Source organism: Paenisporosarcina sp. FSL H8-0542 (assembly GCF_038632915.1).
In the GTDB taxonomy this organism is placed as follows: domain Bacteria; phylum Bacillota; class Bacilli; order Bacillales_A; family Planococcaceae; genus Paenisporosarcina.
In genome coordinates this window covers 1,335,068-1,351,298 of record NZ_CP152050.1, presented here as the reverse complement: position 1 = coordinate 1,351,298, position 16,231 = coordinate 1,335,068, and the positions used below count along the sequence as shown (strand labels likewise).

The following is a 16,231-nucleotide window of genomic DNA, read 5'->3' as shown; positions in this document are numbered from 1 at the left end:
GCTTTTGAGGCATCATCACTAACTTATAAATTCTTCAATTCAGCCAAGCGTTTTTCAACGGTTGCATGTTTTTCGATGTAATCCTGTTGTTTTGCGCGTTCTTCTGCAACAACTGCTTCAGGTGCTTTCGAAACGAAACGTTCATTTGAAAGTTTGCCTGTTACAAGCTTAACTTCTTTCGCCCATTTCTCCAGCTCTTTCTCCAATCGTGCAGTTTCAGCTGCTACGTCGATTAAGCCTTCAAGTGGTAAGAATAGTTCTGCACCTGAAACGACACTTGACATTGATTGACCTGGTGCCTCAATTCCTTGACCTAAAACCAATGGTTCTGGGTTACAGAATTTCTCCAAGTACATCGCATTTGCTTCGAGTACTGCTAATGTTTCTGAATCTTTAGCAGAGATGTATAACGGCACTTTTTTGCTCATTGGCGTTTGTACTTCTGCACGGATCGCGCGTACTGAACGAATGATATCCGAAAGCAATTTCATGCTTGATGCTTTTGTGCTGTCCGTCAATGATTCATTGACAGTCGGCCATGCAGCAATCGTAATTGATTCGCCTTCATGCGGCAGGCTCTGCCAGATTTCTTCCGTGATGAACGGCATGAATGGATGTAGTAAACGCATCGTGTTGTCTAAAACGTATGCCAACACTGAACGAGTCATTTTCTTCGCATCTTCATCCTCACCGTATAATGGCAACTTCGCCATTTCGATGTACCAGTCACAGAAGTCATCCCAGATGAAGTTATAAAGGGCGCGCCCTACTTCACCAAATTCATATTTCTCTGCCAGTTTTGTTACTTGGTCAATTGTTTCATTCAAGCGAGTCAAGATCCATGCGTCCGCAACAGATTTTTCTCCACTTAAATCAATATCTTCAAACTTCATGCCTTCCATGTTCATCATGGCAAAACGTGAAGCGTTCCAGATCTTGTTCGCGAAGTTCCAAACCGATTCCACTTTCTCGATTGAGAAACGTAAATCTTGCCCTGGTGATGAACCAGTAGATAAGAAGTAACGAAGTGCATCCGCACCGTATTTATCAATTACGTCCATCGGGTCTACTCCGTTGCCTAATGACTTAGACATTTTACGTCCGTCTTCAGCACGTACAAGTCCGTGAATCAATACATCGTCAAATGGACGTTGGTTCGTGAACTCAATTCCTTGGAAAATCATACGTGATACCCAGAAGAATATAATGTCATATCCTGTTACTAATACATCGGTCGGGTAGTAACGTTTGAATTCTTCGTTTGCTTCGTCCGGCCAGCCCATTGTTGAAAACGGCCATAGTGCAGATGAGAACCATGTATCCAATACGTCTTCGTCCTGCTTCCAGTTTTCGATGTCTGCTGGTGCTTCATGACCTACGTAAATTTCGCCTGTTTCATTGTGGTACCAAGCTGGAATTCGGTGACCCCACCATAATTGGCGTGAAATACACCAGTCACGGATATTTTCCATCCAGCGCATATAGGTGTTTTCAAAGCGTTCCGGTACGAATTGAACTTTGTCTTCGCCTTGCTGCAATTTAATTGCTTCGTCTGCGAGTGGCTGCATGTTTACGAACCACTGTGTCGAAAGATACGGTTCAACTACTGCGCCGCTACGCTCTGAGTGTCCAACTGAATGCATATGCTCTTCGATTTTAAACAATACTCCCGCTTCTTGAAGATCCGCAACAATTTGCTTGCGGCATTCGAAGCGATCCATCCCTGCATATTTATCCGCATTGTCATTCATCGTTCCGTCTTCTTTCATAACCAATACGCGCTCTAAGTCGTGACGGTTTCCAATTTCAAAGTCATTCGGGTCATGTGCAGGGGTGATTTTAACAGCACCGCTTCCAAATTCCATATCCACATAATCATCTGCAACAATCTTAATTTCGCGTCCTACGATCGGCAATGTAACGGTTTTGCCAATTAAGTGCATGTAGCGTTCGTCTTTCGGGTGAACCGCTACTGCAGTATCGCCCAGCATCGTTTCCGGTCGAGTTGTCGCAACTTCAATATGACCTGTGCCATCTGTGAGCGGGTATCGCATATGATAGAAAGCACCCTGTACGTCTTGATGGATTACTTCGATATCAGATAACGCTGTTTTCGTTGCTGGATCCCAGTTGATGATACGTTCGCCGCGATAAATAAGCCCTTTGTTGTAAAGCTTAACGAATACTTCTTTAACAGCATTTGATAAGCCATCATCGAGTGTAAAACGTTCACGTGAGTAATCAAGACCTAATCCAATTTTTGACCACTGCGTACGAATATGACCTGCATATTCTTCTTTCCACTTCCAAGTCTCTTTAACAAATTCATCACGTCCTAAATCGTAACGTGACTTACCTTCAGAACGAAGTTTTTCTTCTACTTTTGCCTGTGTCGCAATACCTGCATGGTCCATTCCTGGCAACCATAGTGCATCATATCCTTGCATGCGTTTCATGCGGATTAAAATATCTTGAAGTGTTGTGTCCCAAGCATGGCCCAAGTGTAATTTACCTGTTACGTTTGGTGGTGGGATTACAATGGTGTATGGTTCTTTGCCGCTTTCAGGCTGTGCTTCAAAATACTTTCCTTTAAGCCACCATTCGTAGCGTCCTTGTTCGATGGACTTCGGATCATACTTCGTTGAAAGTTCTGGTTTTTGTTCAGTCATAATCGATTCCTCCTTTTTTTGAAAACAAAAAAACTCCTGTCGTCACAAAAAGGACGAAGGAGTTGTTCGCGGTACCACCTTTATTCGCAGATGACAAAAAAATCATCACGCTCTCAAGTTTATATAACGGCTTTTAACCGGTTTCTGCTACTTACAGGTTCACAGAAACTGCTCATGGGCGACATTCAAATGTGTGTTAACGGAAACTCTCACCAAACGTTCCCTCTCTTGTGAAAACAGCACCACTTTACTCTTCCCAATCAATGCATTGTTATTTAGTTTTGTAACATATTGTATTTCCAAGATGAGATTATTGTATAGGACTGCACGACAACTCGTCAAGTATTTTTGAAAGGAGGAATCTCAATGCGAAGAGGATATAATCCTTATCTGCTTCCACCGTGGCTTCGAAAAACCCGCTTCTACTGCAAAGACATCATTTTGCCGATCACAGTTTTCGAACTTATCCGTACCATTTTCATCCCGACGACCTTCGATTTCTTGCTGCTGTGCTTGTTAATTTTCATCTTATTTTTATTTCAAAAAGATATTATTTAACTTCATAGACGGAGTAGCCGTCTTTTAAATCACTCAGGAAGAATGGCAATGCTACATTTTCTTTGACCACCGGATTTTCCTCGGAAGTGGAATTGACAGGCTCAGTGAATACTTCTACGGAAGAGGATTCCCGTGGTTCAGGAAGTTCATACGAGCAAGTAACGCTCCATTCCACTTTCAATGTTTTTTCATCGGTGACAGATGCATTAACGTCCGACAGATGGATTTCAGGTTCTACTTTGCCATGAACATAATTTGGAGGTAATTCCACGAATAAAGGCACCGCATATTCAAAGTAGCCGTTTTCCCCATTCATGTCCAAGTCCTCGATTGAAACCCATTCAGACGTTCCGTGGTGCTCACATTCACCTGGTTGGAAAGCTACATGTGCTGCAATATGGTAAATGCCATATAAACTACTTACTCCTTTAACTTGCTGAAACTCTACTTGTGGCTTGACCTCAATTCGTGCAGCATTTGTCGGCACCCCAAAACTTTCCGGGAAATAAAAAACTTCTTGAAGCTTCCAATTAACTTGATTCACTTCTTGTCCTCCTTCACAAAGCTATGTGAAAGATTTTATGCGAGTGAACGAGCCTTTATGCTTTCGTGAAGAACTTCTCGTTGTTCCTAAAGTTTCTCAGACGTAGTTCACTATTTTTTAAGACATCATCACACTTTTTTCACACGTTCCCAACTCTATTTCAGATGACAATTCCGAAAAGTTAGTCTGAGCAACCGCTCACTATCAAACATCGGCTTTCAACCATTTTTTTAATGCATACGTCATCACAGGCCCTGCAATCAGCAGGATAAAGAAAATCCGGAATAAATGAAAACTGGTGACGGTCGACAAATCTGCACCCGTTTCCAATGCTGTAATGGACATTTCGGCAATTCCTCCAGGCGCTGCACTAATAAAGAAATCTAGAAACGTGTTAACTGGATGAATGTTTGTCAGTGTGTATGCAATGAATCCACAAAATGCAATAAGCGCCAAGTTTGTCAGCACAATCGCTGCGAACAGTCGTATCGATAATTGATTTCTTACTTTTTCGAGCTGTAAGCCTAAATGAGCACCCACAAATATTTGAGACAGAATTAATACGATGGAAGGCACTTCGACAACTGGATGATCTGTCACGAACTGCACAATGGCCATTGATAAAATAGGGGCCATCATTTCAGGCAAAGGAAAATGTATTTTTTTCATTGCGATAAAAAAGGAAGTACCAAGCAAGACAGCTATGACGAAGTGAGTAACATTAAATGTCGGCAACTCAGTCAGTGTCACTTCATTGAAATGACTGCCTTTTGGAATCCAGGCAGTTAAAAAAGGGACAACCGTCACGACCACAAAGATCCGAAACGTCTGCATCAATGTCACGATGGTGGAATTCGCTGATTCCACTTCTTCACTCAGCAACACCATTTGGGATAGCCCACCTGGCAAAGAACCTAACACGCTGGTTGCTATGGTTTCCCCAGACATTTTCATGAAAAGCAGGCTTAATAATAGTGCTACACCTGAGACTGACAACGTCATCAATACCATCAGGGGAAAATCAAACCACATAAGTTCAATGGATGTTTTCGTAAAAGACGAGCCGATTTGAATACCTAGGAAAATCAAACCGATCTGTCGATATATTCGTGGCCACTCAAATTGCAATTTTGTATATTGCCTTAAAAGCAGTAATGAAACCATCGGTCCTAGCAACCATGGCAAAAAGATGCCGATTCGGTCAAATATGAAACCAGCCGCTGCTGCAATTATAAAAGTACGTATGATTATCCAAGACTGTTGCAACAAGACCACACCTTTCTTCATTGAAAAAAGCCCTGATACTCGAGTGAGTACCAGGACATGAGTATTAAGCTAGTTGTTTAAATACTTTATGGAATGCTTCCACAGTTTTCGCAATGTCTTCAGATGTATGAGCGGCAGATAGGAACATGCCTTCAAATTGTGAAGGTGGCAAGAAAATGCCTTCCTCAGCCATCAAGCGGTAATATTTTGCGAACAGTTTAAGATCAGACGTTTTCGCCACGTCGTAGTTCGTTACTGTTTCATTCGTAAAGAAGAATCCAATCATTGATCCCGCTCGATTCACCGTGTGTGGGATGTGGTATTTCAATGCAGCTTCACGGAAGCCAGCTTCCAACTGATCCGCAAGTCTGTTGAAATGCTCATACGTTTCAGGAGTTAAGCGAGACAGGGTTTCAAGACCTGCCGTCATCGCTAATGGATTACCTGAAAGTGTGCCTGCTTGATAAATCGGGCCACTTGGCGCGATTCGGGACATAATTTCAAGTTTCCCGCCGTAAGCACCGACTGGAAGTCCTCCGCCGATTACTTTACCAAGACACGTCAAATCCGGTGTTACGTTGAAGTGACCTTGGGCACAGTTATAACCGACACGGAAGCCCGTCATTACTTCGTCAAAGATAAGAACTGTTCCGTTATCTGTTGATAATTCACGAAGACCTTCGAGGAAGCCAGGTTGAGGTCCGACTACGCCCATATTCCCCGCTACTGGTTCTACGATAATGGCTGCCAAGTCATCTCCGTGCTGTTTAAATGCTGCACGTACACTCTCCAAATCATTGTAAGCGACTGTAATCGTGTTTTTAGCCACTGATTCCGGTACACCTGGGCTATCCGGTAAACCAAGTGTCGCAACACCCGAGCCTGCTTTAATCAATAAGCTATCACCATGTCCATGGTAACAACCTTCGAATTTCAGGATTTTATTACGTCCAGTGTAACCACGTGCTGCACGAAGTGCGCTCATCGTTGCTTCTGTTCCGGAAGATACCATACGTACCATTTCGATAGAAGGCACACGTTCCATAACCAATTTTGCCAAGTCATTTTCAACGACTGTAGGTGCACCGAAACTTGTACCCGTTTCAGCTACTTTTTGAATAGCTGCCACGACGTCAGGATGAGAGTGACCTAAAATAAGTGGTCCCCATGAAAGTACATAGTCGATATAGTCATTTCCATCGATGTCTGTAATTGTTGCACCTTTTCCGCTTGCCATGAAAATCGGATCCATATCAACCGATTTGAATGCACGAACCGGACTATTGACTCCACCTGGCATCAATTTCACGGCTTCGCTGAATGCTTGTTTTGATTTATCGTAAGAACGTTCCATTATTTCGCCCCCAACCAACGAGCCACATCTTTCGCGTGGTACGTCATGATTAAATCTGCGCCTGCGCGCTTCATGCTTGTAAGTGTTTCAATGACAATTCTTTCTTCGTCTATCCATCCGTTTTGTGCTGCCGCTTTCACCATGGCATATTCCCCGCTCACATTGTAAGCCACGACCGGTAAGTCGAAATTATTTTTCACGTCACGAACGATATCCAAGTAAGATAGTGCTGGTTTAACAATTAGGAAATCTGCGCCTTCTTCAACGTCAGATGTTGCTTCGCGCATCGCTTCATTGCGATTTGCAAAATCCATTTGATACGACTTGCGGTCACCAAATTGAGGTGTACTGTTTGCTGCATCACGGAAGGGACCGTAATACGCTGATGCATATTTCACTGCATACGACATAATAGGGAGATGTGAAAAGCCTGCTTCATCCAAACCGTAACGAATAGCCGCTACGAATCCATCCATCATGTTTGACGGAGCAATAATGTCTGCACCCGCTTTCGCTTGTGCAATGGCAGTACGAGCCAATAAATCAAGAGTTGGATCATTTAAGACTTGTCCGTTTTCAATAATTCCGCAGTGACCATGGTCCGTATATTCACATAAGCACGTATCAGCAATTACAACCAAATGTGGGTGACGTTCTTTTACAAAGCGAATCGCTTCTTGAATGATGCCATGATCATGGTAAGCTTGTGTGCCTTCTGCATCTTTCTCAAGAGGTATGCCGAATAAAATAACCGATGGGATACCAAGTGATACAACTTCGTCCACTTCCTCACCTAAGTGATCCAAAGAAAATTGGTATACGCCTGGCATTGAAGCGATCGGGTTTTTAATATTTTCGCCTTCTGCAACGAAAATCGGGTAAATCAAATCTTCTGTATGTAATTTAGTTTCGCGTACCATTGCACGCAAAGTTTCGCTATGACGTAAGCGTCGGTGTCTATTGAATTGAAGTTCTTTCATTTGTATGAGTCATCCTTCCATTTAGCAATTTCTTGAATGAGTGCAAGCCATGTGTAAGTTGTTGGCTGTATATGAACTGCAACACCTAGTTTTTTTAATGCAGTTGCAGTCACATGACCAATTGCAGCAATCGTCATTTCGTTCCAACCGATTTTGGGCGCAATTTCACGTTTGAATACTTCCACTGATGAGGGACTCGCAAATGCCACAAAAACATGTGGATGTTGAGTGAGATAGTCACCTAAACTTTTCGCGTTACCCTCATCAGGCAGAGTTTCATATACGGTCCATTCGTCCACGGATTGTGATAGGCCTTCTTTTATCGTAGCTTTAGCAAGTGATCCACGTAAAAACAAACAAGTATCTGAGTAACCGGCTACTAACGGGAATTGTTGAACGAATGCATCCGCACTGAATGTAGTTGGCGTAAACGTCACATGAAAACCTATGCGTTCTAAAGCAGTCGCAGTTTTACTGCCAACTGCTGCAATCTTACAAGGCAAAGAATCCAAGAGAATCTTGTGTCGCAGCACCTTTTGTTCGAATGCACCTACTGCATTTTGGCTTGTGAAAATCAACCAGTCATAAGTGTGGAGACTATTAATAAATTGTTCGTCTTGAAATGTTAATTCCTGAGTTCGGATGAGCGGGAAAGAAATGAATTCTCCACCCAGCCTTGTCACTTCAAAAAATGCTTCGTCAGACTTTGGTTGACCTGTAAAGACAATCGTTTGTCCTTGCAAATCACCTTTTTTAGACATTTAAATCGGCTCTTACTTGTTGAATCAAATCGTAAGCACCTTGCTCGCTTAATGTCACTGCCACTTCTTTTCCTGCCGTTTCTGGTACAACATTCTTAGAAGTTTGTTTGAAAACTTGTTCAGCATCAGGTGAAGCAACCAATCCTGTAAAATGAACATCTCCGTTTTCCACAGTTGCAAAACCAGCAATCGGTACTTGGCAACCGCCATCCATTGCATGTAAAAATGCACGCTCTGCATGAACGGCTTTCCAAGTTTCTTCATGTGTCAGTTTGCCAAGCTCTCCTAATAATTCCGCGTCGTCTCCACGGCATTCGATTGCTAAAGCACCTTGACCCACAGCAGGAAGACAATCTTCAGTTGATAAATATTCCGTCACCACATCATCGCTCCACCCAAGACGCTTGAGTCCAGCTGCAGCTAAAATAATCGCATCGTACTCTTCTGTTTCAAGTTTAGCGAGACGTGTATCTACATTTCCGCGAATCCATTTGATTTCAAGGTCTGGACGCAATAACAGAAGTTGAGCTGAACGACGTAAACTGCTTGTTCCGACAACTGCTCCTACCGGTAAGTCCATAAATTTCACATGCCCTGTTGAAATAAAAGCATCACGTGCATCTTCACGCGGTGGAATACACCCGATGACAAGTCCTTCCGGCAATTCCGAAGGCATGTCTTTCATGCTATGAACAGCAAAATCGATTTCTTTGTCGTACAAGGCTTGTTCAATTTCTTTAACAAACAATCCTTTGCCCCCAACTTTTGAAAGTTGAACATCCAGGATTTGATCACCTTTTGTGACGATTTCTTTTACTTCAAACTCAAATGGTGCTCCCGCTTGTTTCATTTGATCGATAAACCAATTTGTTTGTGTCAATGCCAATTTACTTCTTCTCGAACCTACTATAATTTTTCTCATTATTAACAACCCCACTTAACCGATTAATTAGATTTTAGTACCAAAAATGAAAGTCGGATAATCGACTTCCTAAGAAAAAATTCACCAACACGAGCAGGAAGGCATAAGCATGACCCCATGCATAACTTGTTCCGTAAAGTGTCCCTTTTTTTCTTCGATAAAATAAATAGCCGTAAACAAATAATAAAATAAATGAACCTATGATTTTCACATCAATAAGCGAAAATTCATTGAGTGTAACGTATCCCCATTGCAGCCCAAGAATCAGACTGACGAACAGGAATGGAATGCCAATGACGATTGACACGGTCATTCCCTTCTCAGTTTGATCAAGAGAAGGCAGTTTCCCGAATTGTTTCGTCCATTTCTTTTTCTTTAATAAGCGATACAAAATATGATACAACGCCGAAAAGACAAAAGATAACGAGAATCCTACATACGACAGGATCGCAAAAGTTACATGGATGAATAACAACTCTGATATCAGTGTTTCCCCAACAGGTGAGCGTTCAATCTGAACAGGTGAAAATGTATGAATGGTCATAAAAATAAAACCGATGACATTCAGGAAAAACACGGGAACCATCACACGGTATATAAGATGAAGTCCGATGGATAACGAGATTAATAACCAGGCATAAAAATAAATGCCTTCAAACAAAGTCAATATCGGAAACCTTTTCGTCTCAACAATATATAGGACTAAAAAAACCGTTTGCAATAGCCACACAATGCTGAGTAGCCAAAACGCAATGCGGTGAGCTTTTGAATCTTTATCTAAATAATCAATGAAGTAAAATACAAGACTGATTGCGTAGAGGATAACCATACCTTCATGCAGCCTTGTCATGGTCAAATCCGCCACTACCTTACCCCTTTTCCCTCAGAAATAAAAAGCGTTTTCGCATGTATAGTTTACCATACAGATACGAAAACGCCCCCTAACATGAATTAATATGAATACCCTGGACTAACTGTTATCTTTTTTTCTTCAACAACTTCTAGCTGTTGTTTGACAGCCATCATTTGACGTTGTTTTTCTTGCTGAACCTCTTCTACAATACCAAATATCTGCTGGAATAATTGCAGTTGTTCATGTGAATTTGATGAAACTGCAAGTTCTTTCGCCTGCAGGATTGGATCTTTTAACAATTGATTGATAATTGATTTAGTATGTTTGCTTAATATCTTGCGTTCTCGATCCGTCAGTTCAGGCATTTTGTTTTCAATGCTGACCATAGTCTCTGCTTGTATTTGCATCGCTTTTTGACGAAGTGCCGAGATGATAGGAACGACTCCCAATGTACCGAGCCAATTGTTGAACTGGACAAGTTCCTGTTCAATCATCAACATGATGTCATTAGCAGCAAGTTGTCGTTCCGCTAAGTTCGCTTCCACAATGCCTTGCAAATCATCTATATCATATAGGAACACATTTGGAAGCTCACCAATGCGCGGATCCAAATCACGTGGCACTGCGATATCCACCATGAATAGTGGCTTTCCTTTACGAATGCGCTCCACAAATTGCATCAATTCCAAGTCAATAACGTATTCAGTTGAACCTGTTGAACTAATTAATATGTCAGCTTCAAGCAATGCACATTGAAGTTCTTGCATCGATTTCGCCTGACCATCAAATTTCTCTGCAAGTAATTGAGCTTTCTCGAAGGTGCGGTTGATGACTGTGATTTTCTCTGCTCCACTTCCGTGAAGGTTCTTAATCGCCAGTTCACCCATTTTCCCTGCCCCTAAAATGACAACATGCTTTTGCTTCAATGAACCGAAAATTTTCTTTCCGAGTTCAACGGCAGCATAGGAAACAGAAACCGCGTTCTCACCGATTGCTGTTTCAGCATGTGCACGCTTCGCAAGAGTAATCGCTTGTTTGAACAATTGGTTGAAAACTGTTCCAGTTGTCCCCCGTTCTTGGGCATCCAAGAAACTTTTGCGTACTTGTCCAAGAATTTGTGTTTCTCCAAGTACCATTGAATCGATCGAAGCAGTTACGCGGAATAGATGCTCCATTGCCCCATCATTTTCATAAATGAATAGGTACGACGAAAACGATTCAATCGGTAACTTGAACCATGTCGCAAGGAATTGCTTTATATAATAACGTCCGGTATGTAACTGATCGACAATCGCATAGATTTCGGTACGGTTACATGTAGAGACAATCACGTTTTCCAATATGCTTTTCTGCTCTTGCAGTGCTTGCATCGCCTGCGGTAAATCGGACTCAACGAAGGACAATCGTTCGCGAATCTCTACCGGCGCTGTACGATAATTAACACCCACTACGATGGTATGCATGGCTTCATGACACCTTTCACGTTCTATTTCACGCCTTTTATTATAGCATAACGTTTTTAAAAACAAGGTTTTAAATGTGAACAAGCTATGAAATCAAGGCTGATTGGTATGCTACTTTATAATAATTATAATGTAAGTGTATCAAAACGTCTGAACGCATACAATCGTTTTGCTTGTAGGCGGAATTGTCTGTAAATGGTCAAGCAAATCGGAATGGTTGTTGCTCCAGGTTGACAGATTGCGGTTCCAAGTAGATAGAAACGACTTCCAGGTAGACAGTTTGCTTTTCCAGGTTGCACAAAATCCCCACAACCTTTATATTACCTCCCTGACAAAAACTTCAATCCTCCAGATTCACAAATCATTAAAAAACTCCCTAAAAAGCATTAGGCTTCTTAGAGAGTGTAACCGTTTTATTCTATTTCTAGTACCATACGACGTTTGATTTCTGCCCATGCCGCATCAAATCCAAGACCCGTTTCCGAAGAAAACAGAATCATCGTATCATGTGCTTCCATATCAAGTTCGTCACGAACCATTTTCTTATGCTTCTCCCATTTGCCTTTCGGGATTTTATCCGCTTTTGTGGCAATGACGATACAAGGAATGTTGTGATATTTCAGGAAATCATACATCATGCAATCATCATCGGATGGTGGATGACGAAGATCCACAATCTGGATAACGGCTTTCAGCACGTCACGACTCGTAATATACGTTTCGATCATTTTACCCCAAGCTTCACGTTCGCTTTTCGAAACTTTTGCATAGCCGTATCCAGGAACATCAACGAAAAACAATTGTTCTTCAATTTTATAGAAGTTCAATGTTTGCGTTTTCCCCGGTTTTGAAGAAATACGTGCCATACTCTTTCGGCCTATCATTTTATTAATAAATGAAGATTTTCCTACATTTGAACGACCAGCAAGAGCAAACTCCGGAAAACCATCTTCCGGATATTGCTCTGGTCGTACTGCACTAATTACTAATTCCACGTTATGCACTTTCATTGCACGCCGCCTCCTTCTAGTGCTATTTCCAGCACTTCGTCAGCATGCGAGACAAATTTGAATGTTAAGTCCTCGCGCACACTTCCCGGTATATCTTCTATATCTCGTTCATTTTCTTTCGGTAAAATAATCGTTGTTAATCCTGCACGGTGAGCGCTTAACGTTTTTTCTTTAACTCCACCGATTGGCAACACGCGACCACGTAATGTGATTTCACCAGTCATGCCCACTTCACGTCGAATAGGACGTTTTGACAAAGCCGATACAAGCGCCGTTGCAATGGTAATTCCGGCAGAAGGTCCGTCTTTCGGAACCGCCCCTTCAGGCACGTGAATATGAATATCATGCGATTCATGGAAATTCGCATCCAGTCCTAATACTTCGGTTTTCGATCGAACGAATGACAAGGCTGTCTGAGCAGACTCTTTCATGACATCGCCCAATTTACCAGTCAAAATCAGCTTTCCTTTACCAGGTGAAAGAGATACTTCAATTTGAAGTGTGTCTCCACCAACAGTGGTATAGGCCAAGCCCGTCGCTACACCTACCTGGTTTTCTGTTTCGGCTTGTCCATAACGGAATTTATGTTTGCCGATTAGATCTTCCAAAGAAGAAGCTTTGATAACAATGCGTTTTTTATCAGTGGATACCACTTGTTTGGCAGCTTTACGGCAAATAGCAGCAATTTGGCGCTCGAGACTACGTACACCCGCTTCACGTGTGTAATAGCGAATCAAGTCAAGAATCGCATCATCTTTAAGTTGCAGTTGCGATTTCGTCAAACCATGTTCTTTCAACTGTTTCGGCAATAAATGATTTTTTGCAATGGATTGCTTTTCCATCTCCGTATAGCCTGCAATAGAAATAATTTCCATGCGATCACGGAGTGGTCCTGGAATCGTGCTTAAATCATTAGCAGTTGCAACGAATAACACGTTTGATAAGTTATATGTTTCTTCGATGTAATGGTCGCTGAAATTGTGGTTCTGTTCTGGATCCAATACTTCAAGCATAGCTGAAGAAGGATCCCCACGGAAGTCATTTGACATTTTATCAATTTCATCCAACAAGAAGACCGGATTAATTTTTCCGGCTTTTTTCATCCCTTGAATGATGCGTCCAGGCATTGCACCTACATACGTGCGACGATGTCCACGAATTTCTGATTCATCTCGTACACCACCCAGTGAAATACGAACGAACTGACGTCCTAATGATTCTGCAATGGAACGGGCAAGCGAAGTTTTTCCGACACCTGGAGGTCCAGCCAGACAAAGAATCGGTCCGCGCAATGATTTGGTCAATTGACGAACAGCTAAATATTCGAGCACACGCTCTTTTACTGACTCCAGTCCATCGTGGTCACGATTTAAAATAGCTTCCGCTCGGTTGATATCCAATCGATCAGCCGTAGCATCCGTCCATGGAATGGCCACTAGCCAATCCAAATAATTACGAATGACGCCACTTTCAGCAGCCGCAGCTGGAAGTTTTTCATATCGGTCTAACTCTTTCAAAGCCACTTTTAACGTAGATTCAGGCATTCCCGATTCATCGATTTTCTTACGAAGGTCAGCTACTTCTCCTGTTTTACCTTCTCGATCGCCAAGTTCCGTTTGAATCGCTTTCATTTGCTCACGCAAATAAAATTCTTTTTGTGTACGTTCCATCGCCTGTTTTACCCGTGCAGATATTTTCTTTTCCATATCCAACACTTCTTGTTCATTGTGCAAGCGATTGATTAACCATTCCAAGCGGTCTTTTACGTCGAAAATTTCAAGCACTTCTTGTTTCCCACTAACCTTCAGCGGCAAGTAAGACGCGATCATATCCGCCAAACGGCCTGGTTCTTCAATATCAGAGACTGTGTCATATGTTTCTGATGTTACTTTTTTCGAAATTTTAGAGTACTTTTCAAAATACTGAAGTAGCATCCGCATAAGGGCTTCATGTTCCGGAGTTTTCTCAGTATCATCCGGTGAAGCAGTAACGGTCACAGTTGCGTAGTTGTCACCTTCCGTGTAACTAGCCCACGTTGCACGCTCCAAGCCTTCTACTAATACACGGATTGTTCCGTTTGGCAGTTTAATCATTTGATTCACATGAGCCAACGTCCCTATTCCGTTCAAATCCTCTTCTACTGGTTGTTCAACATTCATATCTTTTTGGGTTGCCAGAAAGACGATGTTATCAGTCAATAATGCCTGTTCCAACGCTGCAACAGAACGCTCACGACCTACATCAATATGTAACACCATCGTCGGAAATACTAACAAACCACGTAAAGGTAATAATGGAACGATTTTTTCTTCATTTTTCTTTGACATTTGGAAAGTCACCTCCGTCCAATTTTGTCCGATTTCTCCATAAATCAAACATATGGAAGAAAAAGCTGACATCCGAGCTGCGCGTAGCATACGCACGTTCGAAGCCAGCTTTTCTCATTCAGCTAAATTTACGCTGAAGTTTTTTCATCATTTTGATTCAGTACGGTACCGTCTTCCAAAACCAATCTCGGATTTGTAGAATCAGTAACCGTTTCTTTCGTAATAACACACTCTATAATATCTTCACGTGAAGGCAATTCATACATCACGTCCAACATTAATGATTCAATAATCGAACGAAGTCCACGTGCACCCGTTTTGCGTTCGATTGCCAATTTCGCAATTTCAACCAATGCATCATCTTCAAATGTCAATTTGACATTATCCAATTCAATCATTTTTTGGTATTGCTTCACTAAAGCATTTTTGGGTTCAGTTAAAATTTGAACAAGAGCGTTCTCGTCTAGCTGTTCCAAGCTTGCCAATACTGGCAGACGGCCAATGAATTCAGGAATCAATCCGAATTTCAACAAATCTTCAGGAATTAATTGTGATAATAATGAAGATTCTTCAGGATCTTTTTTGTTTGGATCTGAACCGAAACCGATTACTTTTTGTCCTAAACGACGCTTAATGATTTGATCAATTCCATCAAATGCTCCACCAACGATGAACAAGATGTTCGTTGTGTCGATTTGAATGAATTCCTGATGAGGATGCTTACGCCCACCTTGAGGAGGAACGCTTGCAACTGTGCCTTCTAAAATTTTCAGAAGTGCCTGTTGCACACCTTCACCTGAAACGTCACGCGTGATGGATGGATTTTCGGATTTACGTGCTACTTTATCGATTTCATCGATATAAATAATACCTTTTTCCGCTTTTTCAACATCATAATCAGCCGATTGAATCAATTTCAGGAGAATGTTTTCTACATCTTCCCCAACATATCCAGCTTCAGTTAATGATGTTGCATCAGCAATCGCGAACGGCACATTCAGAATGCGCGCAAGTGTTTGAGCCAGTAACGTCTTTCCGCTACCAGTTGGTCCCAAAATAACGATATTTGATTTTGATAATTCCACATCATCGATTTTGCTGTCGGAATTGATGCGTTTGTAATGATTATAAACAGCTACAGCGAGTGATTTTTTTGCTCGCTCCTGACCAATTACATATTCATCAAGAATGGAAAGGATTTCTTTTGGTTTTGGAACTTCTTTAAACTCAGTTTCTTCTTCTGTACCGAGTTCTTCTTCCACGATTTCCGTACATAATTCAATACATTCATCGCAAATATATACACCAGGTCCTGCGACCAGTTTACGAACTTGTTCTTGGGATTTACCACAGAAGGAACACTTTAAATTCCCTTTTTCATCATTAAATTTGAACAAAATATTCACCCCTATTCAAGCCACAATCTTACAAGATTCTCCTACTAGAATCAACTAATAAGATTAATGAAAACTTAGATCATTATTTTTCATCATGCACGTATCTTTTGGATCAATCACCAGACAT

14 protein-coding genes and 1 other annotated feature are annotated in these 16,231 nt (G+C 41.7%); of the genes, 1 reads left to right on the top strand and 13 read right to left on the bottom strand.

Annotated features, from left to right (window positions below):
• Positions 1-23: 23 nt before the first annotated feature.
• Positions 24-2,669, bottom strand: a complete 2,646-nt coding sequence (locus MHH33_RS07200; protein WP_342543364.1) for a valine--tRNA ligase — start codon at positions 2,667-2,669, stop codon at positions 24-26.
• A gap of 46 nt (positions 2,670-2,715) precedes the next feature.
• Positions 2,716-2,942, bottom strand: a binding site (T-box leader).
• Between the two features lie 93 nt (positions 2,943-3,035).
• Here MHH33_RS07200 and MHH33_RS07195 point away from each other — a divergent pair.
• Entirely contained in the window at positions 3,036-3,227 is a 192-nt protein-coding gene (locus tag MHH33_RS07195; protein WP_036659282.1) for a hypothetical protein, read from the top strand.
• Here the strand turns inward: MHH33_RS07195 and MHH33_RS07190 are convergent.
• From MHH33_RS07190 to clpX, 12 genes are all read right to left on the bottom strand, one after another.
• Positions 3,220-3,771, bottom strand: coding sequence for a hypothetical protein (locus MHH33_RS07190; protein ID WP_016426767.1), 552 nt, complete (start codon positions 3,769-3,771; stop codon positions 3,220-3,222). The genes MHH33_RS07195 and MHH33_RS07190 overlap by 8 nt on opposite strands.
• 204 nt (positions 3,772-3,975) lie before the next feature.
• Positions 3,976-5,058, bottom strand: coding sequence for an AbrB family transcriptional regulator (locus tag MHH33_RS07185; RefSeq protein ID WP_342543360.1), 1,083 nt, complete (start codon positions 5,056-5,058; stop codon positions 3,976-3,978).
• A 43-nt stretch (positions 5,059-5,101) separates the two neighbouring features.
• On the bottom strand, positions 5,102-6,391 hold the full coding sequence (gene hemL / locus MHH33_RS07180; RefSeq protein ID WP_342543358.1) for a glutamate-1-semialdehyde 2,1-aminomutase: 1,290 nt from the start codon (positions 6,389-6,391) through the stop codon (positions 5,102-5,104).
• Positions 6,391-7,371 (bottom strand): porphobilinogen synthase, encoded by a 981-nt coding sequence (hemB, locus tag MHH33_RS07175; RefSeq protein WP_342543356.1) that lies wholly within the window; start codon positions 7,369-7,371, stop codon positions 6,391-6,393. The genes hemL and hemB overlap by 1 nt, the downstream gene beginning before the upstream one ends.
• On the bottom strand, positions 7,368-8,132 hold the full coding sequence (locus tag MHH33_RS07170) for a uroporphyrinogen-III synthase (RefSeq protein ID WP_342543354.1): 765 nt from the start codon (positions 8,130-8,132) through the stop codon (positions 7,368-7,370). The genes hemB and MHH33_RS07170 overlap by 4 nt, the downstream gene beginning before the upstream one ends.
• A complete protein-coding gene (gene hemC, locus MHH33_RS07165; protein ID WP_342543353.1) occupies positions 8,125-9,054 on the bottom strand; it encodes a hydroxymethylbilane synthase in 930 nt (309 codons plus the stop codon). The genes MHH33_RS07170 and hemC overlap by 8 nt, the downstream gene beginning before the upstream one ends.
• Before the next feature lie 34 nt (positions 9,055-9,088).
• Positions 9,089-9,919 carry a cytochrome c biogenesis protein CcsA gene (gene ccsA, locus MHH33_RS07160; RefSeq protein WP_342543352.1) on the bottom strand — a complete coding sequence of 277 codons (831 nt, stop codon included), beginning with the start codon at positions 9,917-9,919 and terminating at the stop codon, positions 9,089-9,091.
• 86 nt (positions 9,920-10,005) lie between these two features.
• Positions 10,006-11,370 carry a glutamyl-tRNA reductase gene (gene hemA, locus MHH33_RS07155; protein WP_342543351.1) on the bottom strand — a complete coding sequence of 455 codons (1,365 nt, stop codon included), beginning with the start codon at positions 11,368-11,370 and terminating at the stop codon, positions 10,006-10,008.
• Positions 11,371-11,495: 125 nt separating this feature from the next.
• Positions 11,496-11,669, bottom strand: a complete 174-nt coding sequence (locus MHH33_RS07150; protein ID WP_342543350.1) for a hypothetical protein — start codon at positions 11,667-11,669, stop codon at positions 11,496-11,498.
• A gap of 114 nt (positions 11,670-11,783) precedes the next feature.
• Positions 11,784-12,380, bottom strand: a complete 597-nt coding sequence (yihA, locus tag MHH33_RS07145) for a ribosome biogenesis GTP-binding protein YihA/YsxC (RefSeq protein WP_016426759.1) — start codon at positions 12,378-12,380, stop codon at positions 11,784-11,786.
• A complete protein-coding gene (gene lon / locus MHH33_RS07140) occupies positions 12,377-14,707 on the bottom strand; it encodes an endopeptidase La (RefSeq protein WP_342543349.1) in 2,331 nt (776 codons plus the stop codon). Before lon ends, yihA begins: the two co-directional genes overlap by 4 nt.
• A 128-nt stretch (positions 14,708-14,835) precedes the next feature.
• Positions 14,836-16,104 carry an ATP-dependent protease ATP-binding subunit ClpX gene (gene clpX / locus MHH33_RS07135; protein WP_016426757.1) on the bottom strand — a complete coding sequence of 423 codons (1,269 nt, stop codon included), beginning with the start codon at positions 16,102-16,104 and terminating at the stop codon, positions 14,836-14,838.
• Between the last annotated feature and the right edge of the window lie 127 nt (positions 16,105-16,231).